Origin of the sequence: Streptomyces sp. SA15, assembly GCF_002291145.1 — a bacterium.
In the GTDB taxonomy this organism is placed as follows: Bacteria; Actinomycetota; Actinomycetes; order Streptomycetales; family Streptomycetaceae; genus Streptomyces.
Genome location: NZ_NTGE01000131.1, coordinates 1 through 26,279 on the forward strand (window position 1 = coordinate 1; position 26,279 = coordinate 26,279).

Annotated in this window: 22 protein-coding genes; 5 read left to right on the forward strand and 17 right to left on the reverse strand. The window is 70.3% G+C overall.

From position 1 onward, the window contains the following. Positions 1–510, reverse strand: a 510-nt coding sequence (locus CLM62_RS30880) for an NAD(P)/FAD-dependent oxidoreductase (protein ID WP_143659181.1), incomplete at its 3' end; no start/stop codon positions are given. A 156-nt stretch (positions 511–666) separates the two neighbouring features. Here CLM62_RS30880 and CLM62_RS30885 point away from each other — a divergent pair. After that, the gene (locus CLM62_RS30885; RefSeq protein ID WP_095753190.1) at positions 667–1,953 is read left to right on the forward strand and encodes an MFS transporter; all 1,287 of its coding nucleotides are present in this window, start codon (positions 667–669) and stop codon (positions 1,951–1,953) included. 116 nt (positions 1,954–2,069) lie between these two features. On the opposite strand, the gene CLM62_RS30890 is transcribed toward CLM62_RS30885, so the two are convergent. Next, positions 2,070–3,479 carry a DHA2 family efflux MFS transporter permease subunit gene (locus CLM62_RS30890; RefSeq protein WP_095753191.1) on the reverse strand — a complete coding sequence of 470 codons (1,410 nt, stop codon included), beginning with the start codon at positions 3,477–3,479 and terminating at the stop codon, positions 2,070–2,072. Between the two features lie 13 nt (positions 3,480–3,492). Further along, positions 3,493–4,125 carry an NADPH-dependent FMN reductase gene (locus tag CLM62_RS30895; RefSeq protein ID WP_095753192.1) on the reverse strand — a complete coding sequence of 211 codons (633 nt, stop codon included), beginning with the start codon at positions 4,123–4,125 and terminating at the stop codon, positions 3,493–3,495. 166 nt (positions 4,126–4,291) lie between these two features. On the opposite strand from CLM62_RS30895, the gene CLM62_RS30900 reads away from it, so the two are divergent. Then, positions 4,292–4,978, forward strand: coding sequence for a TetR/AcrR family transcriptional regulator (locus tag CLM62_RS30900; protein WP_095753193.1), 687 nt, complete (start codon positions 4,292–4,294; stop codon positions 4,976–4,978). 199 nt (positions 4,979–5,177) lie between these two features. On the opposite strand, the gene CLM62_RS30905 is transcribed toward CLM62_RS30900, so the two are convergent. From CLM62_RS30905 to CLM62_RS30955, 11 genes are all read right to left on the reverse strand, one after another. Further along, the gene (locus tag CLM62_RS30905; RefSeq protein WP_095753194.1) at positions 5,178–6,365 is read right to left on the reverse strand and encodes an MFS transporter; all 1,188 of its coding nucleotides are present in this window, start codon (positions 6,363–6,365) and stop codon (positions 5,178–5,180) included. Beyond that, positions 6,362–7,162 carry an ABC transporter permease gene (locus CLM62_RS30910; RefSeq protein WP_095753195.1) on the reverse strand — a complete coding sequence of 267 codons (801 nt, stop codon included), beginning with the start codon at positions 7,160–7,162 and terminating at the stop codon, positions 6,362–6,364. The genes CLM62_RS30905 and CLM62_RS30910 overlap by 4 nt, the downstream gene beginning before the upstream one ends. 5 nt (positions 7,163–7,167) lie before the next feature. Continuing rightward, positions 7,168–7,971 carry an ABC-2 family transporter protein gene (locus CLM62_RS30915; protein ID WP_095753196.1) on the reverse strand — a complete coding sequence of 268 codons (804 nt, stop codon included), beginning with the start codon at positions 7,969–7,971 and terminating at the stop codon, positions 7,168–7,170. Beyond that, the gene (locus CLM62_RS30920) at positions 7,971–8,966 is read right to left on the reverse strand and encodes an ATP-binding cassette domain-containing protein (protein WP_095753197.1); all 996 of its coding nucleotides are present in this window, start codon (positions 8,964–8,966) and stop codon (positions 7,971–7,973) included. The genes CLM62_RS30915 and CLM62_RS30920 overlap by 1 nt, the downstream gene beginning before the upstream one ends. Positions 8,967–9,076: 110 nt before the next feature. After that, entirely contained in the window at positions 9,077–11,980 is a 2,904-nt protein-coding gene (locus CLM62_RS30925; protein ID WP_095753198.1) for a glycoside hydrolase family 2 TIM barrel-domain containing protein, read from the reverse strand. 12 nt (positions 11,981–11,992) lie between these two features. Then, positions 11,993–12,889, reverse strand: a complete 897-nt coding sequence (locus CLM62_RS30930) for a carbohydrate ABC transporter permease (RefSeq protein ID WP_179382292.1) — start codon at positions 12,887–12,889, stop codon at positions 11,993–11,995. Continuing rightward, positions 12,886–13,851, reverse strand: coding sequence for a carbohydrate ABC transporter permease (locus tag CLM62_RS30935; RefSeq protein WP_095753199.1), 966 nt, complete (start codon positions 13,849–13,851; stop codon positions 12,886–12,888). The genes CLM62_RS30930 and CLM62_RS30935 overlap by 4 nt, the downstream gene beginning before the upstream one ends. Positions 13,852–13,871: 20 nt before the next feature. Then, a complete protein-coding gene (locus CLM62_RS30940) occupies positions 13,872–15,137 on the reverse strand; it encodes an ABC transporter substrate-binding protein (protein WP_095753200.1) in 1,266 nt (421 codons plus the stop codon). A gap of 205 nt (positions 15,138–15,342) precedes the next feature. Further along, positions 15,343–15,648 (reverse strand): hypothetical protein, encoded by a 306-nt coding sequence (locus CLM62_RS30945; protein WP_373559205.1) that lies wholly within the window; start codon positions 15,646–15,648, stop codon positions 15,343–15,345. Between the two features lie 46 nt (positions 15,649–15,694). Next, positions 15,695–16,942 carry an ROK family transcriptional regulator gene (locus CLM62_RS30950; protein WP_095753201.1) on the reverse strand — a complete coding sequence of 416 codons (1,248 nt, stop codon included), beginning with the start codon at positions 16,940–16,942 and terminating at the stop codon, positions 15,695–15,697. Positions 16,943–17,057: 115 nt separating this feature from the next. Next, on the reverse strand, positions 17,058–18,311 hold the full coding sequence (locus CLM62_RS30955; protein WP_095753202.1) for an FAD-binding protein: 1,254 nt from the start codon (positions 18,309–18,311) through the stop codon (positions 17,058–17,060). A 110-nt stretch (positions 18,312–18,421) separates the two neighbouring features. Here CLM62_RS30955 and CLM62_RS30960 point away from each other — a divergent pair, with 110 nt between their 5' ends. From CLM62_RS30960 to CLM62_RS30970, 3 genes are all read left to right on the forward strand, one after another. After that, positions 18,422–19,429 carry a hydroxyacid dehydrogenase gene (locus tag CLM62_RS30960; protein WP_095753203.1) on the forward strand — a complete coding sequence of 336 codons (1,008 nt, stop codon included), beginning with the start codon at positions 18,422–18,424 and terminating at the stop codon, positions 19,427–19,429. A gap of 128 nt (positions 19,430–19,557) precedes the next feature. Beyond that, positions 19,558–20,877: a radical SAM protein gene (locus CLM62_RS30965; protein ID WP_095753204.1), complete on the forward strand. Its 1,320-nt coding sequence runs from the start codon at positions 19,558–19,560 to the stop codon at positions 20,875–20,877. 401 nt (positions 20,878–21,278) lie between these two features. Beyond that, a complete protein-coding gene (locus CLM62_RS30970; RefSeq protein WP_095753205.1) occupies positions 21,279–22,766 on the forward strand; it encodes a cellulose-binding domain-containing protein in 1,488 nt (495 codons plus the stop codon). Positions 22,767–22,889: 123 nt separating this feature from the next. On the opposite strand, the gene CLM62_RS30975 is transcribed toward CLM62_RS30970, so the two are convergent. The 3 genes from CLM62_RS30975 to CLM62_RS30985 form a co-directional block, all read right to left on the reverse strand. After that, positions 22,890–24,176 carry a tetratricopeptide repeat protein gene (locus CLM62_RS30975; RefSeq protein ID WP_373559206.1) on the reverse strand — a complete coding sequence of 429 codons (1,287 nt, stop codon included), beginning with the start codon at positions 24,174–24,176 and terminating at the stop codon, positions 22,890–22,892. Positions 24,177–24,484: 308 nt separating this feature from the next. Continuing rightward, entirely contained in the window at positions 24,485–25,396 is a 912-nt protein-coding gene (locus CLM62_RS30980; RefSeq protein WP_095753206.1) for an SUMF1/EgtB/PvdO family nonheme iron enzyme, read from the reverse strand. A gap of 9 nt (positions 25,397–25,405) precedes the next feature. Then, the gene (locus tag CLM62_RS30985; protein ID WP_095753230.1) at positions 25,406–26,185 is read right to left on the reverse strand and encodes an aminotransferase class IV family protein; all 780 of its coding nucleotides are present in this window, start codon (positions 26,183–26,185) and stop codon (positions 25,406–25,408) included. Positions 26,186–26,279 lie beyond the last annotated feature (94 nt).

Consider the following 26,279-nt stretch of genomic DNA (forward strand, 5'->3'; position numbering starts at 1 on the left):
CTCGGTGCGCCACGCCCGGGCCACGGCACGGGCGGGCAGCAGGGCCGGCAGCCCGAACCGCGCCAGGAGCAGCGGGTGGTGCGGCACGCGCGCGAGCGGACCCAGGAAGTCCTCGGCGAGCGCGTCGAAGCCGTCGGCGAGCGGTCCGAACAGCCGCCGCCACCGGCGCCCGTCGACCGGCCCGAGGCCCTCCGCCGTCTCCCGCACCGACCGGTGCAGCACCCCGGCCTCGCCGGAGTCCAGCGGATGGACGCAGTCGATCTCCGGCAGGCGCCAGCGCAGTCCGTACCGGCCCAGGTCGAGCGTGCGCAGGAACGGGGAGCCCACCGCCATCGGGTGCGTCGCCGAGCAGTGGTCGTGCAGCAGGCCCGGCGTCAGTTCACTGGTGCGGGTACCGCCGCCGATCGTGTCGGCCGCCTCCAGGACGGTGACGTCCACGCCTGCGCGGGCGAGGCGAACGGCCGCCGTGAGCCCGTTCGGACCGCTGCCCACCACGACGGCTGTGCTCATGGAGTTCTCCTTGCCGAGACGGTGGACCGGCTGATCCTCGTCATCCCGGATGCTGCATCGCCGGTGGCCGGTCCGTGTTGCCGCAGGGAACCATAGGGTTGCCGGGGGCACGGGGACATGGGAACACGGGGACATGGGATCACGGGGGAGGGGCCGATGCCGTACGAGGCGCAGCGCGAGGAGGATTCCGGCAGCCGGACGCCCCGCGCACCCCGCACCGGCCCGGTCGGCAAGGGACGTCCACTGTGGCGGCAACGGGACTTCGGGATCTTCTGGGCCGCGCAGACCCTGTCCGTCCTCGGTGACTCCTTCGCCCTGATCGCCCTGCCTCTGCTGGTGCTCGAGGCCACCGGCTCCCTCGCGCGGATGGGGCTGTTGACGGCGGTGGGCGGGGCGGCCTCGGTGCTGGCGGCCGTGTTCGCCGGGGCGCTGGTGGACCGGGTCGACCGCCGCAGGCTGCTCATCGCCTGCGATCTGGTGCGCATGGTGCTGTACGGGGTGATCCCGCTGGTGTGGCTGTTCGGGCCGCAGGTCTGGCTGCTGTACGTCGTGCTGCCGCTGTGCGAGGCCGTCGGCATGCTGTTCGCCGTCGGATACGTCACCGTCGTCCGCGGCCTGGTCGGCACCGAGCAGCTCACGGAGGCCAACGGCCGGCTGAACGCGACCGCCGCCGCGGCGGGCGTCCTCGGACCGTTGTGCGCGGGGATGGTGGCCGCCTGGACCGGACCGGCCGCCGCGGTCGGCGTGGACGCGGCCAGCTTCGGGGTGTCGGCCGCCTGCATGCTCTTCGTACGGTTCGCCGCGCGCCCCAAGGACGACAGCGGGTCGGCACAGTGGACCGGCCTGTGGCAGGACCTGCGCGCAGGGATCGCCTTCCTCTACGGCCACCCGGTGCTGCGCTCGCTGACCGCCCTGCTGTTCGTCTTCAGCTTCCTCACCCTCGGCCTGAACGACCTGGTCATCTACCACCTCAAGCACGACCTCGGCAGGGACGACGGCACGGTCGGCACCGTCATGGCCGTCGGCGCGCTCGGCACGATCACCGGTGCGCTGCTGGTGGCGCGGGTGCGCCGCCGGCTCGGTTTCGGGCGGACCTGGACCGGTTCGGTGGCGGTGTGCGGGCTGGCGTTCGCCGGGCTGGGCTGGGCGCGGGAGGTGTCCGTCGTCGCGGCGCTGAGTGCGGCCTTCCTCGCCTGCGTCGGCATGGCGGGCACCTGCTCCATGTCGCTGCGTCAGGAGGTGACCCCGGAGCCGCTGCTGGGCCGGGTCACCTCCGCGTTCTGGACCCTGCAGTACTCCGCCGCTCCGATCGGCGCGGCCGTCCTGACCTGGGCGGCGGAACGGCAGGGCACCGCGCCGGTCGGCTTGGCCGCCGGCGCGTGCTGCGTGCTGATCGCGGTGGCCGCGCTGTTCACGCCGATACGGCGGTCGGGGCGGGGCTGATCAGGTCAACGCCTGTCGGTCCTGCGGTCCTGTCGGTCCTGCGGTCTTGCGGTCCTGTCGGTCCTGCGGTCCTGCGGTCCTGCGGTCTTGCGGTCCTGCTGGTCCCGCCGGTCCCATCAGTCCCGTCGCCCCGGAAGCAGTGCCGCCGGCACCAGGGCCAGCGCGAGCAGCGCCGCCGCGACCGCGTACGTGAGGCGGAACCCCGCCGGGTCGTTGCCCGCCGCGCCCAGCACCACGGAGATCAGGGCCGTGCCGACCGACGCCCCCACCTGGGAGGTGATGTTCAGCGCGGTGCTCGCCGCGGCGATCCGGTCCTTCGGCAGGTCGCGGCTCGCGGTCGTCATCGTCGGCATCAGGACCATGCCGGAGCCGACGCCCATCACCATCGCCGCGCCGACGACCCGCCAGGCGGCCACGCCGTCCGTGCCGACCTGGACCGCCGTCAGCGCCATGCCGAGCGCGCCCACCACGATCCCGGCCGGGATCAGACGCCGTGGCGCCACCTTGTCGACGCGCCGCGCGGCGATCTGCATCGTGATGCCGACGGCGAGCCCGATCGGCGCGCCCAGCAGACCGGCGGCCGTCGCGCTGGTGTCCCGCACCTGCTGCCAGTACACCGGGGCGAGCAGCATCGACCCGAAGTAGCCGCAGGTGAACAGGGCGAGCGTGCCGACGCCGACGGCGAACGTGCGGTCCCGCAGCAGCCGGAGGTCGAGCAACGGCTCACGGGCGGTCAGCGCACGCCGTACGAAGGCGGCGACGAGCGCGGCACCGGCGAGGGTGGGCACGAGTGTGCCGTACGCGGCGAAGTCGCCGCGCTCGCCGCCCGTGGCCAGTCCGAACAGCAGCAGTGCGAGGCCCGGCGAGAGCATCAGCAGGCCCGGGACGTCCAGGCGGGGCGCCGGGGCCGTCGTGGGCGGCGCGTCGGGCGCGAGCAGCTTCGCCGCGAGCACCAGCGCCAGCAGCCCCACGGGCAGGTTGACCAGGAAGATCCAGTGCCAGGAGGCGACGTCGATCAGCCAGCCGCCGAGCACCGGCCCGGCCACCGGCCCGATCAGGATGGGCAGCCCCATGAGCGCCATCGCCCGCCCGAGCCGCTCCCGGTCGGCGCCGCGCATCACCATCGCCATGCCGACGGGCATCAGCAGCCCGCCGCCGAGCCCCTGCACCGCCCGGAAAGCGATCAGACCGGCCGCGTTCCAGGCGAAGGCCGCGAGCAGGGAGCCGAGCGTGAACAGCAGCAGGGCGGTCAGATACGCGCGCTTGGCGCCGATCCGGCCCATCGCCCAGGCCGCCGTCGGGATGACGGCGGCGAGCGCGAGCGTGTACGCGGTCGTCGTCCACTGGATGGTCTCCAGCGGCGCGGCGAACTCCTCCGAGAGGCTGCGCAGCGCCACATTGACGATCGTCATGTCGAGCACCGACATCACCGAGCCGATGATCACGACGGTGATGGTGCGGTTCAGGGCCCGGGCGGCGGCCCGCGAGGCGTCCGAGGGCGCCTCGACAGCCGGTGTCGTGGTCATCCCCCCGCCCCCGTCAGCCCGTGTACGGCCGGGTCGCGCGGGCCGTCCGCAGCGCCCGGCCCCACCAGGAGAGCTGGCCGAGCATGTCCTTGGCCGCGTTCTCGCACACGGTCTCGTCGCGCGGTGTGCCGTCCTCCGTGAGCCCCGACCACGGCCCGTGCAGGCTGACGGCGTCGCGCATCGTCATCGCGTGCAACTCGGCGAAGACCAGCCGCAGTTGCTCGACGGCCCGCAGGCCGCCGGCCAGCCCGCCGTAGGACACGAAGCCGACCGGCTTGGCCCGCCACTGCTCGTAGTGCCAGTCGATGAAGTTCTTCAGGGCGGCCGGGAAGCTGTGGTTGTACTCGGGCGTGACGACGACGAACGCGTCGGCCGCGGCCACGCGCGGTGTGACGTCGGCCAGCGCGGCGACCGCTTCTGGGCTCGGTGTGCCGCCCCAGCCCGGCATGACCAGCGGCAGATCGACATCGGCGAGGTCGATGACGTCGATGTCCAGGCCGTCGTCGCCCTCGGCGGTGCCGAGGAACCAGTCGGTGACGGCGCGTCCCGCACGTCCCTCGCGGACGCTGCCGACGATGACGGCGACGCGCAGCGGAGCGTCTTCGCCGGTGCGGGTGGTGGTGGGCGTGGCTTCGGTGGCAGGCATGGTGGATCCCCTCGATAACGCCTTGGTATGCCCTCATGGGCGGGGCGGCCGCCCGATGTGGCCTCCCTCCGGTAAGCTACAACGAGCGTTGTAAAAAGTACAACGCTCGTTGTAAGTCGGCTGGATCGGTTGGTCGGTGAGTCGGTGATGTCGGTGAGGAGAGACCGTGGGCAGCACCAATGACGCGCGGGTGGAGAAGGCGCGGCGCGATGTCCCGCCCCGCAAGCTGGAGAAGCAGATGGCCATCGCGAGCGCGGCCTGCGGGGTCTTCGGACGCGAGGGCTTCGCCCGCGCCTCGGTCGACGCGCTGGCGGCCGCGGCCGGCGTCTCGACGCGCACGCTCTACAACCACTTCCCGCAGGGCAAGGCCGAGCTCTTCCGTACGGTGGTCACCTGGACGTCGAGTGAGGTGCGGGACGCTCAACTGGGCCTGCTGAAGGCGGTGTTGGACCCTGAACGCCCGCCACGCCCGGAAGACCTGGAGCGCGACCTCGTCGCTCTGGCCGAAGCCATGGTGGGCCTGATGACCCAGTTCCCGGACCACTTCGCCCTCGTCCGCCACATCCACGCCGAGGCCGACCACGTACCGCCCGAGGTCCTCGAGGCGTGGCAGGACGCCGGGCCGAGGCCGGTGGGCCGCGGCATGGCCGACGCGATGGAGGGCCTCGCCGCGGCCGGCCTGATCGACGTGCACGGCGACGCGGCCCTCGCGGGCGCCCACTTCTTGTCGCTGATCTCGACGCACATCGCGCAGCTCTCCCACTATGGCGTCCGGCCGCTGCCGAAGGAGGAGACCGACCGCCTGATCAGGGGAGGTGTCGCGGCGTTTCTACGAGCCTATCGGGCTGGGTGAAAGAGGTTCGGGGTCGTCTGCCACCCGTGTGCTCTGACAGTCACGGACGTATGGTCCGGCTCCAGGCCGGTGTTGATGAGGGCGCCCAGCGAGCCGCCGGCCAGTGGCGTGGAGAAGGCAGCAGCGGACCGAGGCCGGGGCCCCTCGACGCATCGGACGCGGACCTGGTGTGCTGACCGGCGGATCATGCCGCAGACGCCTAAAAGGCCTGCCCGGCCGCGTGAACCGGCTCCGGACCGACCGCGACCCACCTGCTCAGCACGGCGGCGCCCACTCCCGCCGCGATCAGCGACACCAGGGCCACCCGCAGGCTCGCCACCCCGGCCAGCAGGCCGACCGCCGGGCCCGCCATCAGGAAGCCCGGCCACTGGCCGATAGTGATGACGGAGACGCCCTCGCCGGGCGGGACCCCGGGCTGCCGCCCGGCCAGGGCGATCAGCGCCGGGAGCACGCAGGCGATGCCCAGGCCGACCACGGTGAACCCGGCGACGGCGAGCGGCAGGCCGGGGCGGGCGAGGACCAGGGCCGCACCCAGTGCCGCGGTCAGCAGGGACAGCCGTACGAAGGCGCCGCGGCCGAGGCGGGCCACGAACCGGTCGCCCAGCAGCCGCCCGACGAGGATCGCGACCGAGAAGCAGGTGTACGTCGCCGCGCCGAGCGCCGAGCCCTCGTCCAGGAAGTCGGCCGTGAAGACGGAACTCCACTGCGACGCCGCACCTTCGACGAATGACGCCAGGAACGCGATGGAGGCGAGCAGGACCAGCTGGGGAGTGAACCGCTGCCGCAGCGGTCGGCGTTCCTCCTTGTGCTCCGCGGGGACCTCCTCCTCCGGCAGCCATCCCGCCCACGCCAGCAGCAACGTCCCGAGAACGCCGCTGCTGATCGCCATCTGGACGCCCGGAGAGACGCCGGTGGCCGCCGCGAGCGTGCCGAGGGCGCCGCCCGCCAGCACTCCGCAGCTGTACGAGGCGTGGAAGCCGGACATCAGCGGCCTGCCTTGGTGACGTTCCACCGCGACCGCGAGCGCGTTGACGGGCGTGGCCAGGAAGGTCGCGCCCACCCCCCACATCGTCAGCCCCACCACCAGTGCGGGCACCGCCGAAGCGCTCGCCAGCACGGGCGCGTTGAGCAGCACCAGCGCGGCGGCCGCCAGGCTCAGCAGGCGGGAGCTCACCCGGCCGATCAGCAAAGTGATCAGCACGATCGCGACCAGATCCCCTGCGGCCGACGAACTGCTCAACAGGCCCCACCGCGCGGTGTCCACACCGACCTGGTCCCGGATCGCGGGGATACGGGCCATCCAGCCGCCCTGCGTGGCACCGAGGACGACGAAGACGAGGCTCACCGCCAGACGCGGACGTAATCCGGAGCGGGTGGCGGTGGTCATCCGTTCACCCCCGCGTAGTGGGCGAGGCTCCACCGCCACAGCAGCCGCGCCGCCAGGTAGGCCAGCACCCCCAGCAGGGGCGAGATCGCCGCCAGCCAGTACGGGACGCCGGTGTCGTGGCCGTGGCCGGTGAGGACGGCGGCCGGGAAGTACGCGACGAACGCGAGCGGAAGGCCGTACGTCAGGAAGCCCCCCACCGCCTTGGGCAGCACGTTCAGCGGGTAACTGCCGAACGTGCCGAGGAGTTCCTCCAGCCAGCTGCCCCAGTAGTCGGCGGCCGGGAAGCGCAGCGAGGCACAGGTCACCACCGTGAACAGGGCCGCCTCCAGGAACATGCCGCCGATCACGGCGGCGACCAGGTAGGAGACGCGGCCCGCCGTCCAGTCCAGCTCACTGCGGCTGAGCGCGCCCACCATCAGGCCCGCCGCGACGGTCAGATCGCCGATCGCGTTGGTGGGGAAGAAGGACAGCTGGAGCTGGCGGTGCACCGGCATGGGGCGGGTCAGGTAGATGTCGATCCTGCCTTCCTGGATCTGCCGGCCGGCGCCGTGCAACCTGCCCAGGAACAGTACGAACAGCCCGTGCGCGAGCATCCGCGTCGCCGGGATCAGCAGCACCTCCGAGCTGTCCCAGCCGCCCATCCCGGTGAACCGGGACAGCAGCACCGTCGCGAAGACGAGCACCGACACCTGCCAGATCGCGCCGATCGCGACCATCAGCAGGAACTCGGTGCGGTACTCCAGCTGGGCACGGAAGTTCAGACGCGTGATACGCCACGCGATCCGGACGGCATTCATAGGCATCAGCCTCCTTGGGAGATCACGCGACGGGCGGCCCGCCGCCACAGGAAACGGGTGAACAACGCGAGCACGACCACCCACCCGGCCTGGACGGCGAGCTGGAAGCCCGCGTCCGACAACGGGATACGGCCGATGTAGAGGGACAGCGGCACGCTCAGCGTCGCCTGGAAGGGCAGGAACCCGCTCAGCGTGATGAACCAGTCCGGGAAGAACCACAGCGGCGCGTACACCCCGGACAGCAGGTTCTGCGCGAAGATCAGGATCAGCATCGCGGCGGTGTTGCGCACCGTCCAGAAGCACAGCTGGTCCAGGACGAGCATGACGTAGTACAGGACCCACTGGCCGAGCAGCAGACTGAGCGCGAACACCCCCGCCACCGCGGCCGACCTGGGCGGCTCGACCACCCCGGCCGCGAGGCAGACCGCGTACCCGCCCAGCGCCCACGCGAGGCCGTACAGCTGCTCGCCGAGGGCGCGCAGGGCGTAGTAGCGCTGGGGAGGCATCGGGCGCAGGTACCAGTAGACGATCGTGCCGAAGTGCATGTGCTGCAGCACGGAGTCCCGGCCCGCGTACTGGTCCAATTCCCGCAGCCGGGAGGCGAGTACGGCCAGGACGGCGTAGGTGACCGCCTGGTCGCGGTCGAGTCCGGCGGTGGTGCCGGTGTGCGCGTACAGACCGCGCCACAGGGACGCCACCAGCACCACCTGCACGGTCAGCCGCACCAGCACGGCGGTCATCCGGGGCGGCGCGTGCAACTCGCCGAGCGGGGTGACGCGGGCGGCGCGCCAGGCGTGGACGGCGGCCATCACACGCTGCCTGCCTGGACGTAGGCGGCCCGCATCACGTCCTCCAGGTCCGCCTCGTCGATGGCGACGCCCGTCACCTCGTACCGTTCGATGACCGCCTTCAGCGCCTGGTGCACGGTGGGCGCGTCGGTCCCGTCGGGCCCGAACACCACCTGCGGCCCGTCCTGCCGCAGCACCGAGATCCCCGGCAGCGGTACGACGTCGGTGTGCGCGTCGGCGAGCGTCGCCCGGACCTGCCAGGTCGAGCCGAACTTGCGCCGGATCTCGTCGAGTGAGCCGTCGAGTACGAGCCGGCCGTGGTTGATGAGGACGACGCGTTCGGCGAGCCGCTCGACCTCCGTCATGTCGTGGGTGGTCAGCAGGACCGTACGGCCGCGCTCCTCGACCTGATGTCTGAGGAACTCCCGCACCTGTTCCTTGACCACCACGTCCATGCCGATGGTCGGCTCGTCGAGGAAGACGACCGGCGGATCGTGCAGCAGGGCGGCGGCGAGGTCACTGCGCACGCGCTGGCCCAGGGAGAGGTGCCGGACCCGGGTGTCCCAGAAGGACGACAGGTCCAGCAGATCGTCGAACTCCTTGAGGCGGGTGGCGTGTTCGGCCTTCGGCACCTCGTAGATGTCCCGGAGGATCGAGAAGGACTCGCGCACCGGAAGGTCCCACCACAGCTGGGTGCGCTGCCCGAACACCGCGCCGATGTTCCGGGCGTTGCGCTCGCGCTCCACGTACGGCACCACGCCCGCGACCCGGGCCTCGCCGGAGGTGGGGGTGAGGATGCCGGTGAGCACCTTGATGGTGGTGGACTTGCCGGCGCCGTTCGGGCCGAGCAGGGCGAGGAGTTCGCCGGGGGAGACGTCGAAGGTGATGTCCGTGACGGCGTGCTTGGCCACCCGCTCGGGGTTGACCAGGGAACGCAGCGCGCCGGTGAAGCCGGGGCGGCGGACGGTGGTGTGGAAGGTGCGGGACAGACCGCGGACCTCGATACTGCCGCTCACGTTGTGTACTCCCTTGCCGGGCACGTGAAACGCGGCCGGCCGGCTGCGAAGCGGGCCGGCCGCGGAGAACGTGACGACGGTGTCAGAATGTCGATCAATCGGTCAACGGATTAACCGATCACCGAGAAGACGAACGAGAACTCCGTCGGCTCGGCCTTCAGGAAGTACTGCGGCAGCGGGCCCGGACCGCAGGACTGCGAGCCGATGCCGTGCTGGCCGTGGTCGAGGTTGACCCACACCGAGTCGCCGGGCGCGAGGTCGGTCAGATGCCGCGCCGCGTCCAGCTGCTCGGTGGTCCAGCGCCGCGCGCTGAACCAGAACTCCGGGTCGCCCTCGATCCGGAGTCCGCCGATCTCCAGCCAGCGCACGTCGGCCCGCGCGCCGTTCTCCTGCGGACGGACGTACGGCGTCTGCAGGTCGTCTACAGTCGACTGCCAACGGCCGACCATCGACGCCATCCTGGTGTCCGGATACGCCTCACCGGGACCGCCGCCGAACCACTGCACACTGTCGGCGGTCGGCAGTGCGAAGCGCACGCCGAGCCGGGGCAGCGGCACCGTCCAGTCGCCCTCCGGTGCCACGGACACCGTCAGCCGCAGCCGGTCCCCGTCGGAGGTCCACCGGTACACCGTGCCGAGGCCCACCTCGCGGGCGGCGGGCGCCACCCGGGTCCGTACCGTCAGCGCGTCGTCGCCCAGCTCCACGCCGTCCAGCCGGTGCTGCATGCGGTGCAGGCCCAGCGTGCGCCACATCACCCCGTACCGGGTGTCCGTCTGCCACTCCGCGCCGTCGTCGTTGTCGGTCGGCGCCCGCCACACGTCCAGCCGCAGTCCGCTCACATCGACGCCGCCGATGGTCCGCAGAGCACCGGTGCGGGCGTCGAAGGCGGCCGGGCCGAGCGTGATCCGCCCGTCGCCCCGCACGGGCCGGTCGGTCGCGGGGACGGACGGCAGCGGCCGGGCGGCCACGGCGAACTGACCCCAGGCGACCACATGGTCCTTCGGCGCCCACGCGGTGTCGGCGGACAGCAGCGCCCGCACCGTCCACTGCCGCTCGCCGCCACGCCCGTCGACGGGGGGCTCCGGCAGCTTCACCTCCGCCGACTCGCCCGCCGCCAGCGCCGGCACCGACAGCGCGCCCGCCTCGACGGTCTCGCCGTCCACCTGGCACGACCACTCGAAGGCCAGCGCCGACAGGTCGGCGAAGTCGTACTTGTTGGTGATCCGTACGGTGCCGTCCGCGCCGTCGCCCTCGATGCGGACCGGCTCGATGACCTTCTTGTACTCGACGAGCCCGGGGGAGGGCGTGCGGTCCGGGAAGACCAGCCCGTCGCAGACGAAGTTGCCGTCGTGCAGCTCCTCGCCGAAGTCGCCGCCGTAGGCGTAGCCCAGCTCCGGGTGCTTGATGCCGTGGTCGATCCACTCCCAGACGAAGCCGCCCTGGAGCCGGTCGTACGACTCGAACAGCCGCTGGTAGTCGGCGAGCCCGCCCGGGCCGTTGCCCATGGCGTGCCCGTACTCGCACTGGATGAAGGGGAGCTCGCGCCTCTTCGCCGTGCCCCCGTCCAGGCCCTTGCCGATCTTCTCGACCTCGTCGTGGAAGGCGTACATGCGCGAGTACACGTCCGTGTCCCGGCAGTTCCAGTCGCCCTCGTAGTGCACGAGGCGCGAGGAGTCCCGGCCGCGGATCCACTCGGCCATCGCGGTCAGGCCGCGGCCGGTGCCGGCCTCGTTGCCCAGCGACCAGAAGACGACCGACGGGTGGTTCTTGTCGCGCTCGACCATGCGGGCGGCGCGGTCCAGGAGGGCCGGGGTCCAGCGGTCGTCGTCGACGGGGTTGTCCCGCCAGTCCTGCTCGGTGAAGCCGTGGGTCTCCAGGTCGCACTCGTCGATGACCCACAGCCCGTACTCGTCGCACAGGTCGAGGAAGGCGGGGTGCGGCGGGTAGTGCGAGGTGCGGACGGCGTTGAGGTTGTGCCGCTTCATCAGCAGCACGTCCTCGCGCATGGTCTCCAGGTCGAGCGCGCGGCCCTTCTCCGGGTGCCACTCGTGCCGGTTGACGCCCTTGAAGAGGACCGGCTTGCCGTTGACCTTGATCAGTCCGTCTTCGAGGACGACCGTGCGGAAGCCGATGCGCAGGGGGACCCGCTCGCCCTCGGTCGCGAGGACACCGTCGTACAGCGTCGGCGTCTCGGCGGTCCACGGCTGAACCGCGACCGTCACCGACTCGCCGGTCGCGACATCGATGTCGAGTGCGGGCACGGTCACCCGGCCGTCGACGTCGGAGTCGACGCGCAGGGTGCCCTCGCCGGTGAGGTGGTCGTAGGAGGCGTTCACGAAGAAGTCGAGCACGCTGCCGGCCGGGCGGTGCAGCAGCGTCACGTCACGGAAGATGCCCGGCAGCCACCACTGGTCCTGGTCCTCCAGGTACGAGCCCGCCGACCACTGGTGGACGCGGACCGCCAGTACATTGTCTACAGGCTTCAGTAGATGGCCGACCGCGAACTCGTGCGGCAGCCGGGAGCCCTTGAACTCGCCGATGTCCGTGCCGTTCAGCCAGACACGGGCGCAGGACTCCACGCCGTCGAAGCGGAGGACGGCGCCGCCCTCGGACAGAGCGGGCCAGTCGTCCGGCAGGTCGAAGACCCGCAGATGGTCACCGGTCGGGTTCTCGGAAGGGACTTGCGGCGGGTCCACCGGGAAGGGGTAGAGGTGGTTGGTGTAGATGGGCGAGCCATGGCCCTGCAGGACCCAGTGGCCCGGGACCGCGACCTCGGCCCAGCCCCCGGCGTCGTACCCCTCCTCGGCGAACGAGTCGTCCTCGGCGTCGGCCATCGCGGACAGACGGAAGCGCCAGCTGCCGTTGAGTGACAGGGACTTCGCGTCCGAGGACGGGTACCAGGCGCGGGGCGGCAGGGCCCCGCTGCCGGGTGAGACGTCCTCGACGTAGTCGACGGCCGATGGAGGTCCCCCCGCTCGAGCGGAGCCGAGAGGGGGGGAGGTGCGGAAAGACATCGGTCTCCTTGCTCAGCCCTTGATGCCGGTCTGGGCGATCCCCTGCACCAGCCAGCGCTGGAGGAAGAGGAACACGAACACCAGGGGCAGGATGGAAAAGGCGGTGGCCATGAAGATGAGATGGAAGACGACGGTCTGGTTGGTCATGTAGTTGGAGAGCGCGACCTGGACGGTCCACGAACCCGGGTCCTGGCCGATGACCAGCGGCCACAGGAAGGAGTTCCAGCCCTGGATGAAGGTGATGGTCGCCATCGCCGCGAAGAAGTTCAGCGAGTTGGGCACCACGATGCGCCAGTACGCGCCCCAGTAGCCCAGTCCGTCCACGCGCGCCGCCTCCTCCAGCTCCTTGGGGAACCCCAGGAAGTACTGCCGGAACAGGAAGCAGGTGAAACCACTGAACAGGCCCGGAATGATCAGACCCCGGTAGGTGTCCACCCAGCCGAGCGACGACACCAGCACGAAGCTGGGGACGAAGGTGACCGCCGTCGGGACCATCAGGGTGCCCAGGACGGCGTAGAAGACCTTGTTGGCGTGCTTGTACGGGATGCGGGCCAGACCGTAGCCCGCGAGGGAGCACACCAGCAGGACGCCGACGGTGTGCAGGGTGGCCACGACCGCCGAGTTCCACAGGGACTGGGCGAAGGGCACCGTCTCGTCGGTGAACAGTTCGCTGATGTTGCCCCACTGGATGTCCGTGGGGAAGAACTTCCAGTTCTCTCCGGTGATCTCGGCGTCGGTGGAGAGGGCGTTGCGGATCAGCAGGTAGAACGGGACCAGGAAGAGGAAGCCGGCGATTCCGGTGGCGATGTAGAGGCCGGTGGAGCTCATCACCCCGCCGCCGCGCCTGTCGCGGCGAGGCTTGCCTGACGACGGCGCGGGTTCCCGCACCTCGGGCATCGTGGTGGTCACTTGGACTCCTCCCCCCTTCCGAAGCCCATGAACTTGCCCTGGAGCAGGGTCACGGTACAGATCAGCACGGTCAGGATGACCGCGCCCGCGCTGCCGGAACCGTAGTCCTGGCTCTCGCCCAGGGCCTTGTAGTACAGCTCGACGAGGGGCGGGCGGCCCCAGGTGGTCTTCGACAGGAGGTTGTAGAACTCGTCGAAGGCCTGGTACGCGGCGATGAGCAGCAGGAGGATCACCGCGGTGGACGTGGCGCGCAGCTGGGGCAGGGTGATGTACCGGAAGGTCTGCCAGCCCGGCTTGGCGCCGTCGATGGCGGCGGCCTCGTACAGCTCGCCCGGGATGTTCTGCAGCGCCGCGATGAAAAGGATCATGTAGAAGCCGGACTGCAGCCACAGCCGGGCGGTGACGATGACCAGCCAGTACCAGGGCGGGTTGGGATCGGACAGCCAGGCGATGTTCTCGATCCCGAACCAGCTGAGGACCGTGTTCATCAGGCCGAAGCGGACGCCGCTGAAGATGGACATCTTCCAGATCAGCGAGGCGGCCACGTAGCTGCACGCGGTCGGCAGGAAGAAGACCGACCGGAAGAACGCCCGCATGAAGCGCAGCCGGTTCACCAGCAGGGCCAGGCCCAGCGAGAGCGCCCACGTGGTGGGCACGATGAACGCGGCGAAGAGGGTGAAGGTGCCGAGCGAGCCGACGAAGTCGTCGTTCGTCAGCATGTACTTGTAGTTCTCGAAGCCGACGAACTTGTCGGGCGTGACGGTGAAGCGGGCCTCGAAGAAGCTGAGCCAGAGGCTCCAGAGGATCGGCGCGTAGACGAAGATCGCCAGGCCGATGAGGAACGGCCCGGTGAAGAGCCAGAAGTTGAACGTAGGGCTGCCCCGCAGACCCCGCCGCGGCTTGGCCGATGAGGCCTTCGCCGGGGCGGGGCGCGCGAGGTCGCGCGTCTTGGTCGTCGACATGTCGTGGTCCGTCCCGCGGTCTATCCGAACAGCTTCTTGAGTTCGCGGTTGACGGCCGCGTCGCACTTGTCGAGGGCGGCCTCCGGGTCCATGTTCTTGCGGACGCAGTTGGCGAAGACGTCCTCGAAGGCGGTGCGCATGGCCTGGGTCCAGCCGATGTTGTCGAAGTGCCCGAACTCGTTGAAGAGCCGGACGCCCTCAGCGGCGTTGCCCGACTTGAGCTTGGTGGCGGACTCCGCGAGCGAGGTGCGCGGCGGAATGTGGAAGCCGAAGGACGTGGCCCACTCCTCCTGGTACTCCTTCTGGTCGATCCACAGCCACTTGACGTACTCCTTGGCCGCCTCGACGTTCTTGCCCTTGGCGTTGACGAACATCGACCAGCCGCCGTTGTAGACCGACTGCTTGCCGGAGTCCGTGACCTTCGGGAAGGGGAAGACGCCCCAGTCGTCGCCGAGCGCCTCCTGGATCTGCGGCATCGCCCACATACCGCAGAACTGGATGGCACACAGGCCCTGGTTGAACGAGGAGGGGTCCCATGACTCGGTCGGAGCGCCGAGGAGCAGATCGCCGCTGGTGAACAGCTTGCGCATCTTCTTCAGGCCCTCGACGACGCCGTCCGTGTGGTAGGCGATCTCGTTCTTCTCGTTGAGGTGCTGGGCGCCGGCCGACCAGATCAACGTGTCGTTGACGCTGTGCAGGTCGTTGCCCAGGTACAGGCCCTTGACCTTGCCGGTGGTGAGCTTGGCTGCGGCCTCCATCAGCTCGTCGAGCGTGGTCGGCACGTCCACGCCCGCCTTCTCCAGCATCGACTTGCGGTAGAAGAAGAACTGCGGGTCGTCGATCATGCGGACGCCGTATATCTTCCCGTCGACCGTGTGCGACTGGATGTCCGCCGGGTTGAAGTCGCTCTTGACCGGCTCGATGATGTCGGTCAGGTCGGCCACCTGACCGCTCTTGACCATCTGGATCTGCGGGTGGAACTCGAAGAGGTCGGGCGCGTTGTCGGTGAGCAGCGTCGCGAAGAGCTTGCTCTCGAAGTCGGCGCTGGTGATCCACTGCGTGGTCACGTTCGCCTTGTCGTAGGCCTTCGCGTACTTCTTGATGGCCTGCTCGGTCCCGGCCTCGCCGTACGCGTGGAAGTACTGGACCAGGTTCGTGCCCGAACCACTGCCCCCGCCCCGTCCGTTGTTGCCGCCGCACGCGGCAAGCCCGCCGGCGGCGGCCAGACCCATGGCGGCCCGCAGTACGGTGCGGCGGTCCCAGTTGCTGTTGCTCAATGCCGACATGCTGACGTCCTTGTCTCGATGTGTGCGGCTGCGGCTCTGTCGCTCAGCGCCAGATGGCTCAAATGGAGTTGCGGTGCGGGACGTTAACCTTCGGCTAAGGCTTCGGCAAGGGGTTGGACGAAGTCTGCTCGAAGCGTTGTACGGCGTTCGGTATACCGGACCGTAAGGGGCGGGTCGCCGCACCAGCGGCCCGCCACCCGGTGAGTTACTGGCGGAACCAGGCTTGGTTGGCCCCTCCGCTGCAGCTGTAAAGGTTCACTTTGCTGCCGTCGGCGGACGCCTCCCCAGTGGCCACCCGGGCCTGGACCTTCGGGTCGAAGTTCTTGAGGTCGTTGACCCACCAGGCGCCGGAGGCACCGATGTTGTCGATGGTCTGGGCGGCGTGGGGGGAGACCTCGGCCGCCATGGGGGGAGCGGCCGAGGCGGTCGGGGCGGATATGAGGGGCCCGGAGACAGCGAGCGCGGCCGCGGCTGTCAGGAGGACCGATCTCCTCGGGTGGGGGCGAAGCATGTGCATCCCTTCCGTCGTCATGAAGGTGGTGCGGTACGGCTTCTGGTCACGCAGGTGGTGCGATACGGCTTCTTGCGGGGGTGGTGTGTTTCTTTCCGTTCCTCTGTCCGACGGGCTGCAGCGCGCCCTCGAGTGCGAACGTCGCCGCGCCCAGGCACGCAGGGTCGGTGGGGATCCGGGACAGGACGATCTCGGTGGCGGCCATCGGCCGCGGCAGCGCGTGCCGTGCCACGGCCTCGCGCACCTCGGTGACCAGCGGTTCGCCGAGTGCGGCGGCGACCCAGCTGCTGAGCACGACCACTTCGGGGTTGAACAGGTTGACCAGCGCGGCGATGCCGGCACCGAGGTAACGGGCGGTTTCGCGGACCACTTCGAGCGCCACCGGGTCGTGCTCGAGCAGGCCCCGGGCCAGCGCGTCGATGGTGGCGGTCTGGTCCTCCGGGTACAGCAGCGGGCTGTCGGGGCTGAGCTCCCGCAGGTTCAGCATGATTCCGGGCGCGCCGACGTACGTCTCCACACAGCCGTGGTTGCCGCAGCGGCACAGCCGGCCGTCCAGGACGATCGTGGTGTGGCCCCACTCGCCGGCGCTGTTGCTCACGCCCCGGTGCAGCCCGCCGCCCAGGACCAGCCCGGCGCCGACACCGGTCCCGAGGTTGACCACCACGGCGTTCCCGCGCCCGCGCGCGGCCCCGAACCACAGCTCGGCCACCGCGCCGGCGCGCAGCGGGTTGTCCAGGTAGAGGGGATAGGCGATGTGCTCGGTGAGCAGGTCGAGCAGCGGCACGTCGTGCCAGTCCCAGTTGGGGGCGTACTCCGAGATGCCGGTGGCGCGGTCCACCTGCCCCGGCACGCTCACCCCGACGCCGAGCACCCGGGCGCCCTCGATGCCGGCCTGCGTGACCACCGAGCCGACGGCGGCGGCGACATGGCCGACCACCTGCTCGGGCCGGCTCTCGCCGGGGCGTACGTCCTCGTCGGCACGGGCGAGCACGTTCAACGCGAGGTCGAAGAGCTCGACATGGACGTACGTCTCCGCGATGTCGACGCCGATCAACGCGCCCCCCGACGCGTTGACGGCCACGAGGCCCCGGGGGCGGCCGCCCGCCGAGTCCTCGAACCCGACCTCCGTGATCATCCCGAGGTCGAGCAGCTCGCCGACGAGGGTGGCGACCGTGGCGAGGCTCAGGCCGGTGGCGGCCGCCAGCTCCTGCCGGGAGGTGGGCGACTCGGCGATGATCTGGCGCAGCACCTCGTAGCGGTTCGCGGTGCGGATGTCACGTGATGTGCGCTTCACCGGAGTTGCCCCTATCCCTTCCAGTCCAGGCCGGGACGACATCGGCACCGGCGCGGCGCAAGGCTATGGGCTGGGAGGACTTTCGACAAGGGGTTAGGAAAGGGGCTTTATAAAGTCAGGCGCCGAGCACCTCCCGCACGAACGCGTTGGCGAATTTGCCGCCCGGGTCGAGGTCGCGCGCGAGGGTCCGGAAGTCGTCCAGCCGCGGATACCGCCCCCCGAGCACCTCCGCCGGCGCGGTGAACACCTTCCCCCAGTGCGGCCGTGCCTCGAAGCCGTCCAGCGCCTCCTCCAGTCTCCGCACCACCGGCCGCACCGCCGCCGTGTCCTCGATCCAGGTGAAGTGCAGCGCCACGGTGCCCCGTCCGTACGCCGGGCTCAGCCACTGCTCGTCGGCGGCGACCGTACGCACCTCGCAGGTCTGCAGTACGCCGGCGACGGTCTCCCGTATCTCGTCGATCGCATACAACGCGTCGACGGCATACCGGCGCGGCAGCAGGTACTCCGACTGCAACTCGGCACCACTGCTCGGCACGAACTCCGCCCGGAAGTGCGGCAGCCGCTCGTGCCACGGCCCCGGCACCCCGAACTGCTCGGTGCAGTTGACCGCGGGCATCCCCGGCACCGGGTGCATCTTCTCGGTGGCGGGTGCCGCCCAGGGGAAGTCGGGCAGCGGCTGGTCGGTGCGCCGCTTGAGCCAGACCTGCCGGAAGCCCGGCGCACGCCAGTCGGTGAACATGCTGACGCTGTAGGCGGACCCCATCACCGTCTCGAACGTCGCGAAGTCCAGCCCGGCGAGGGGCAGCTCGGTGAACACGTGCTGCTCGACGTCGAAGGAGGGCTCCAGATCGAGGGTGAGCGCGGTGACGACACCGAGGGCGCCCAAGGAGGTCACCGCACCGCCGAACCGCTCGTCCCCCCGCCCGATGACGACCGTCGAGCCGTCCGCCGTCACGATCTCCACCTCGCGCACGGCTGACGCCAGCGGACCGTTGCCGACACCCGAGCCGTGCGTGCCGGTCGCCACCGACCCGGCCACCGAGATGTGCGGCAGGGAGGCCATGTTGGGCAGGGCGAGGCCGTGGGCATGTACCTGCCGGGCCAGCTCCGCGTAGCGGACGCCGCCGCCGACCCGAACCGCACGGGCCGCCGTGTCGACGTCGATCGCGGGCGGCAGCGCGGCCAGCGACAGCAGAACGCCGTCGGCGCCCGGCTCGGCGATCTCGTTGAACGAGTGCCCGCTGCCCAGCACCCGCACCTTCGCACTGTCGGCCACGAGGGCGCCGAGCGCGTCGAGCGAGTGCGGGCGGTGCAGCTCCTTGGCGGCGTACGTGATGTTGCCCGCCCAGTTGGTGACCGTCTCCGTCATTCCTGTCGTCCCTCCCGGAAGGTACCTGTGCGTTGACCTTCTCATTTACCGCCACCTACCGTAGAGAGCGGTTTCTATCGCCGCGTCACCGAGCCGGGAAGGCCACCCACTTGACCGAGCGTCCCCAGGCATTGTTCGCCATGACCGCCGAGAACGTGCCGCTCGTCTTCCCGCCCGAGGTCCTGGCGCGGCTGCGGGATGCCGTGGACATCGATCCCGCCCTGGTGGCGCAGGACTTCACCGATCCCCTCGTCGCGAAGACACTCGCCCGCACCGAGTTCCTCGTCACCGGCTGGGGCTGCCCCCGCCTCGACGCGGCCGTCCTCGACGCGGCCCCCCGGCTGCGGGCGGTCCTGCACTCGGCCGGCTCGGTCAAGGGCTTCGCCACCCCCGAGCTGTGGCGGCGCGGCATCGCCGTCTCCTCGGCCGCCGAGGCCAACGCGCTACCCGTCGCCGAGTACACGCTCGCCATGATCCTGCTGGCCGGCAAGGACGTCTTCGCCGCCCGCGACCGCCTGCGCACCGAACGCGCCTTCCCCGGCTGGGAACTGGTCCCCGGTATCGGCAACCACGGCCGCCGCGTCGGCGTCGTCGGCGCCTCCCGCATCGGCCGCCGCCTCATCGAACTGCTGCGCCCCTTCGACCTGCGGACCGCCCTCACCGACCCGTACGTCGACGAGGCCGGAGCCGCCGCGCTCGGCGTACCCCTGCTGAAGCTGGACGACCTCCTGCACACCTCCGAGATCATCACCCTGCACGCCCCCGAAACCCCCGAGACCCGGCATCTGATCGGCCGCCGCGAGCTGGCCCTGATGCCCGACGGAGCGGTACTGATCAACACCGCGCGCGGCGGGCTCGTCGATCACGACGCCCTCCTCGCGGAACTGCGCACCGGGCGCCTCACCGCCATCCTCGACGTCACCGACCCCGAACCGCTGCCCGCCGACTCGCCCCTCTTCGACCTCTCGAACGCCTTCATCACTCCCCACCTCGCGGGCTCCCAGGGCAACGAGGTGGCCCGCCTGGGCGCCACGGTCGTGGAGGAGGCCGCACGGCTGCTGTCGGGTGAGCGACTCGCGTACCCGGTCGATCCGACGGCCCTGGAGCGGGCGGCGTGAGGGCGTGACACCGGCGAACGCCCCCGTACCGGGGCATATCGCACGGCGCGTGGGGACCCGGCACGGCTGACGCGCGGGCGTGGGCATACCGTGAGGAGTCGTACGTCCGAACCGGGAGGAGACACGGGATGGGCAGCCGTACCGCGCTGGTCGAGGATCTGATGGAGCGTTTCCCGCACGTACCGCGGGAAGCCGTCTTCAAAGAGGATCTGCTCCGCGGCGGGTTGGCCTTCGACCCGTCGGCCCTCAGCGACAACGAGAGCGGCGAGGTGAAGCCGAAGTCGTACTTCATCTTCTCCTTCGACCACGGCACGCTGCCCGAACTCGGCGAGGCCGCGCTCCGGCGACCGCCCGAGGAGATCATCCTCACCGGAGGCCCGTACGACCTGCGGCGAACCGTCGTGTCGGTGCGCGTGAACCCCGCCTCGCCGTACCGGGTCGCCGCCGACGACGAGGGCGTGCTCGGGCTCTACCTCGACGGCAAGCGGATCGCCGACGTCGGTGTGCCACCCATGCCGGAGTACTACCGGCACACCCTCGCCAACGGGAAGTCCGTGATGGAGGTCGCCCCGACCATCCAGTGGGGCTACCTGATCTACCTCACCGTCTTCCGCGTCTGCCAGTACTTCGGCGCCAAGGAGGAGTGCCAGTACTGCGACATCAACCACAACTGGCGCCAGCACAAGGCAGCCGGGCGCCCGTACACGGGAGTCAAGGACGTCGAGGAGGTCCTCGAAGCCCTGGAGATCATCGACCGGTACGACACCCAGAAGGCGTCCACCGCCTACACGCTCACCGGCGGCGCGATCACGTCGAAGGTCGCCGGGCGCGACGAGGCCGACTTCTACGGCCACTACGCCAAGGCCATCGAGGAGCGCTTCCCGGGCCGCTGGATCGGCAAGGTCGTCGCCCAGGCGCTGCCCAGGGACGACGTACAGCGGTTCAAGGACTACGGCGTGCAGATCTACCACCCCAACTTCGAGGTGTGGGACCGCCGGCTGTTCGAGCTGTACTGCCCGGGCAAGGAGCGCTACGTCGGCCGCGACGAGTGGCACAAGCGCATCCTCGACTCGGCCGACGTCTTCGGCGCCCGCAACGTGATCCCCAACTTCGTGGCGGGCGTGGAGATGGCCGAGCCCTTCGGCTTCACCACCGTCGACGAGGCGATCGCCTCCACCACCGAGGGCCTGCGCTTCTTCATGTCGCACGGCATCACGCCCCGCTTCACCACCTGGTGCCCCGAGCCGACGACCCCGCTCGGCAAGGCCAACCCGCAGGGCGCGCCCCTGGAGTACCACATCCGCCTGCTGGAGGCCTACCGCGCCACCATGGACGACTTCGGCCTCTCCTCGCCCCCCGGCTACGGCCCGCCCGGCCCCGGCCGCGCGGTCTTCTCCGTCAGCTCGTTCATGGACAGTCTTCCGGCGGCGGAACCGGTCGAGGTGTAACGGCCGGCGTCAGCGTTCGCCCACGTCTGGCGGGCGGGCCGCGTCGACGGCCCGAACCGAGTGGACCGGCATCGATACTTTCCGGCCTCCCTTACGTACAACTCACAGAGCAACCAACTCACAGAGCAACGAGGAGTGGCCGCAGGAACACCGCACGGAGGCCCTGGCCGTCGACGGAGGGGGCGTCGAGGTGGTGTACTCCAACCGGTAGACGGATACGCGGCGCGCGGCAGGGTGCACCGAGCGGGACGCCCCGGTCGCGCAACCGCCCGCAACTGGATTTGAATACCCCGCTTGTCAGTTGTGTGGGAGGCGTGAAAAGCTCGTGTCCTGCCGCGAGGTTCCCCCCAACTCCTTTGCCAGTATGGCGAGTTGACCTCGCTTTTGAATGCAGGAGACCCATGCCCGACCTGCCGACTCCCCAGGACACCGCCGAGGCCGCGCTGTTCTCCGAGTGCTGGGATGCCGTGCTCTCCTACGCCGACCTGTGCACGGCCGGCTCCACCGCGGCCACCCAACTGGCCACGGAGGCATTCTCCCTCGGCATGCGTGAGGCCCGCGCCGCGCAGGCCCTTCCGGCCCGCAGCGCCGGCCGCCGCCCCGCCCGCCTGCCCAGGATCCCCCTGCTGCTGACCGCCGTACGCGAAACGGCGGCGGACTGGGAGACCCAGGGACACGGCCACAGACTCGACCCCGAACTGCGCCTGTGGCTCAACTCCGACAAGGCCGCCCGCTACACCGGACCCCCGCTCAGCCGCCCGCTCGCACTGCGCGGACTGCGCGACCTCCAGGCAGCCGACGCGGAACTGCTGTGGCTGGCCGAGGTGGAGGCGCTGCCGCTGTCCGCGGTGGCCCGTCGGCTCGGCCTCGACCCGGCCACCGTGCCCGACGAACTCGCCGAGGTGCGCCGCCTGTTCCGGGACCGCTGCCACCGCAACCACCTCGACACGCCGATGGACGCGCAGTGCCGCAGCTACGCCCGGCTGCTCGACGCGGTCACCCGGTCACCGGCCGCCGACACCCCGAACGACCTCTCCCGGCACCTCGCACGCTGCGTGGGGTGCGCCGAGGCAGCCGCGTGCCTACGGCTGCACGGCGGCGGCCTGCCCGCCGCCCTGGCCGGCGGAGTGATCGGCTGGGGCGGACTCGCCTACCTGGAGCGCCGCAGAAGAGCCGCCGAGGTCCGCCTCGGCGCCGGGCGCCCCGCACCGGCCGACGGCGACGGCACGCCCCCGAACCCCGGCGCGCACAAGGCGCGCGTCGTGCGCAACGGACTCCTCGTCGCGGCCGTTCTCGTCTCCTTGCTGGCGCTCGCCGTGTCGATGATGCCGGGCGGCACCGACAACGGCGCCACACCCGCCGACGCCTCCGACCGCGAGCCGGTGGCCGCCGACCCCGGCGTGTCCGTGCCGCCCCTCTCACCGCTGCCCTCCGGCTCCCCGAAGCCGTCGGACACCGAGACGCCCAGCAAGCCCGACGAATCCGACGGCAAGAACCCCGCCACCACACCCCAGGGCACGTCCTCGTCCACGGCTCCTGGCGGCGGCGACCCGGACCCCGACAAGAGCGAGCCGCCCACCTGCCGGTTCCGGTACGACCTGGTCAGCGAATGGCCCGACGGCTTCCAGGCCACCGTGACGGTCACCACCGAGCGTCCACTGGACACCTGGCGCGTCGCCTGGTCCTTCCGCGACGGCCAGAAGGTCGGCCAGATGTGGGACGCCAGCTTCGCCCAGAACGACTCCCGGGTCACCGCCACGGCAGCCGACTACAACAAGTCGGTCCCCGCGGACGGCTCCCTGGCCTTCGGCTTCCTGGCGTCGTGGCAGGGGAAGAACTCGCCTGCGTATGGGTTCACGTTGAACGGGCAGCGGTGCGCGAAGGCGTGAGGGCCCGCACGCACGCGTGAGGGCGAAAATGCGTTGACGGGGCGCCGTGGGCCGGGTTGGAGTCGCCGCGCCTGCGCGCAGCGGCGGGGTCGGTCCTTCCGACGTTGCTCGCGGGCGCGGTGCTCAGGCCGAAGATCCCCGCCGCATGATGATCCGCTCCTCCAGCTCCTGGACCGCTGCCGTGTCCTTGATCTGGGGGAGGCGGGCCTGCATGTTGCTTATGCCGTCGTCGATCCGTACGGACTGGACTCCATCAGCGCAGTCGAGGAACGCGCTCCAAGTCGCCAGAGCCTGAGTCTCATTGCCCCGTTTCAGTTGGACATGCCCCAGGTCGGCCAGCACGATGGCGCGGGTGCGTTTGCGGTCGAGGCCGTGAATGTCGAGAGCGAGGTGGAGATGTTCCTCTGCGGCCGGAAGGTCGTTGAGCTTCGCGTGAATCATGCCGGACTCGTGAGCCCACCGGCCGTGGCTGTAATGGGAGGCCCAGGACTCGCCGGGCAGGGCGGGGGCGTTCTCGATCGCGGTCTGTGCTGATCTCAGGAGCCTGGACGCGGTGGTGTGGTCGCCGTCGGCGGCTGCCGCGCGGGCGTGCGTGTTGCGGTAGTAGGCGAGGGCCTTCGGGTTGTCCAACTTGCGTCCCCGCTCCGCACAGGCTTCCGCAAGCCGTACGGCGGTCGGGACATGCCCAAGATCGATGGCCTGGTCCGCGAGGCCGCGTAGCGCTGTTGCGGCGAGCTCGTTTTCACCGGCCTCGGCTGCGAGCTTGTAGCTGTGGACGTGGTAACGCTGAGCGAGTCCCTGATTTCCTTCGTCCCGAGCCATCCAGCCGATCAGATGCACGAGCTGGCTGGCGGCGCCGAACAGCTCACGACCGACCGGCTCGGTGAAACGGCCGTTGAGCCATCGCTGCACGTCCACGGTCAGGTAACGCACCGCGAGGTGGCGAGCGTGCCCTCCGCCCAGCTCGGACGCGGCGTCACCCAGCGTCGTGGTCATCGTGCGGATCGCGGATACCTCACCCATTCCGACCTGGACCGGGCCGCCCTTGTTCACCCGGCGGGTCACCGCCTCCGCGTCCGTCAGGTCAAGGGCAGCCAGGCCAACGGCGGCGGATGCTGCGAGAAACTGCCGTCGTTCCACGTCGCTCCCTCCGAGGCGCATGACTGAGCCCACGGTATCGCTGGGAGCCTTCTTGTTCCCATCGGAAAGATCAAGGTTCAAGACCTCTTCGATGTACGGCAGCCAGTCGGTCGGAACGCGGCGTCCGGTTTCCCACCGGTAGACCTGTTGGCGATCGCAGAACCCGGTCTTCCCCCACCGCGCTACCGACAGTTCGTCGGCGAGGGTGGCCTGGCTGCACCTCGGGCGCCGTGCTTCGCGAGCCGCGCGGATGCACTCACCGATGGTCATGTCGTGATCCCCATCGACGGTACTGGTTCACAACTGGCCTACAGGCGGCAGACATTGTGGCAGCTCCCCACGCTGAGTAGCGCGTCGTTGACTGAGTATCACCAGGCCACTCAGTCGTCACTTCGAGGGAGGCATCGATGACCGCCGGGCTCAGCGGGGGTTGCGATCGAGGAGAAGCAGACCTCGTCCCTGTGTATTCGCCCCCTCGACTCGCGTTTGAGGGCCGAGCGGACCGTGGAGTCACGCCAGTTCCCATCCTTTTCGATGTGTTCTCGAATACGGCCTTTCCCAACCGTGTCGGCGTTCGGTCAGGGGGCGCTCACGCATCGGAACCCGGTGTCGTTGTCCCGCATGGTGGCGCTCGCCGCGTTCCGCAGCGAGGGTGCAGCGCGTTCGAACGGGCTGGTGAATGCGCTGCCCTTGAGTGCGTATCTGCCGGGCCCCTCCTCGGTGGAGCACCACTCCCACGTGTTGCCGCACAGGTCATAGACGCCGTAGGGGCTGACGCCGGACTGGTAGCGGGCGACGGGCGTCGTCGCCCCTATCCCCGCCTCGGAGACGTTGCACTTCGCGGCTGTGGGCTCGTCGCCCCACGGGTAGACACGTCCCTTCGACCCGCGAGCGGCCTTCTCCCACTGCTGTGCGGTAGGGAGGGCTTTGCCGCACCAGCGTGCGTAGGCGGTGGCATCGTGCCACGTCACCCACACCACCGGATGGTCGAACAGGCCGTCCGGACAGCGGCCGCCGGGCCAGTGCTGCGGCGGACGCTGCCCGGTGGCGCGTACGAACCGTTCGTAGTCTGCGTTCGTGGTCGGAAAGATGTCGATGCGGAAGGTGCCTACCCACGTGGGGATGCCTTCGGCTCCGGACAGGTAGATGCCCTCATCGACAGTGACCATGATCTTGCCATCAACGGGATGCCGGACGCTTCGCGGGTCGCGGCGCAGCAACTCCTCGGCGCGCTCGTCCTGTTCGGCGGCGGCCTTCTCTGTGAGGAGCTCCGCGAAGCGCTGCTGTACGGCAAGGCCGGCGCGGGCGAGCAGGGTGTCCAGGGCCTCCTGATTGTCGGGGCGCAGACGGATGCTCGCGCCCCGGCCCTCCCACGTCACGAGCTGGCGATGGCTCACGCCGACCATGGCGGCGAAGTCCTTGCCGTTCTTTCGAAGGGCCTCCCGCAGCAGGAGGACCTCCCTGCCGGTCCACCTCGTCACCCCCGCCATGCCCGTCCCCTACAGCGCTTCGCCGGGAATCGAGAGGTATGCCTCGCGCAACGCGTCCAGGAGCGGGTGCTCGACGGTCATGAGCGAGTCATCGATGCAGGACAGAGCGCGAACACCGATGGACGTGTTCGTGGCGAAGGCAACCTGCATGCCCTTGGCCCGGTCGAGGCTGACGGCGGCGACCTGGTGCTCGACCTGCTGTTGCAGGAGCGCCATCGTCACCCCGGGCAGCACAGGAGCCTTCGGCCATACCACGCCGTCGTCGCCGATGAATCCCACGTTCCAGGTTCCCCCTTCGCTGACGTGGCCGTCGGGTCCGACGAACAGGGCGTCGTCGTAGCCGTTGAGCTGCGCCGTACGGCGTGCGTGCAGGGCGCCGAAGAGACCAACGTGCTTGACCTCGGGCAGGTCGCGCTCGTACTCCACGCTCTGCGCGCGCAGGGGCGGCGGGGGCATCGAGCCGGCAGGGCGAACGGTCACCAGGACGTGCGGCTGGTCGGCGTCCGCGGGATGCCCCATGTCCACCGTGGGGTCGTAGATCGTGACGCGGACAACGCACGGCCCGTCTCGACCGTCCAGGGCGTGCCGGACGTGGTCGCGGACGCGCCCGGTGTCGAGGTCGGCACCCCACACGGACTTGCAGTCCCGTACGAGGCGCTCCAAGTGCAGGGACAGGCCGCGGATCTGATGATCGGCGTCGGCACGCATGGACGTGAAGTGGCCGAGGTTCGTCAGCGCCAAGGGCAGCAAGTCGTCGGGAGATACGGGCAGTCCGTCGAGTGTCGCCATGCCGCCCAGCATGTCAGGACGCGCCCCGCCTCCAAGACCTCAAAGCCTCTTACTGACGAGTCAACTTCACTGGAACTTCCATCCTTCTGTGCGG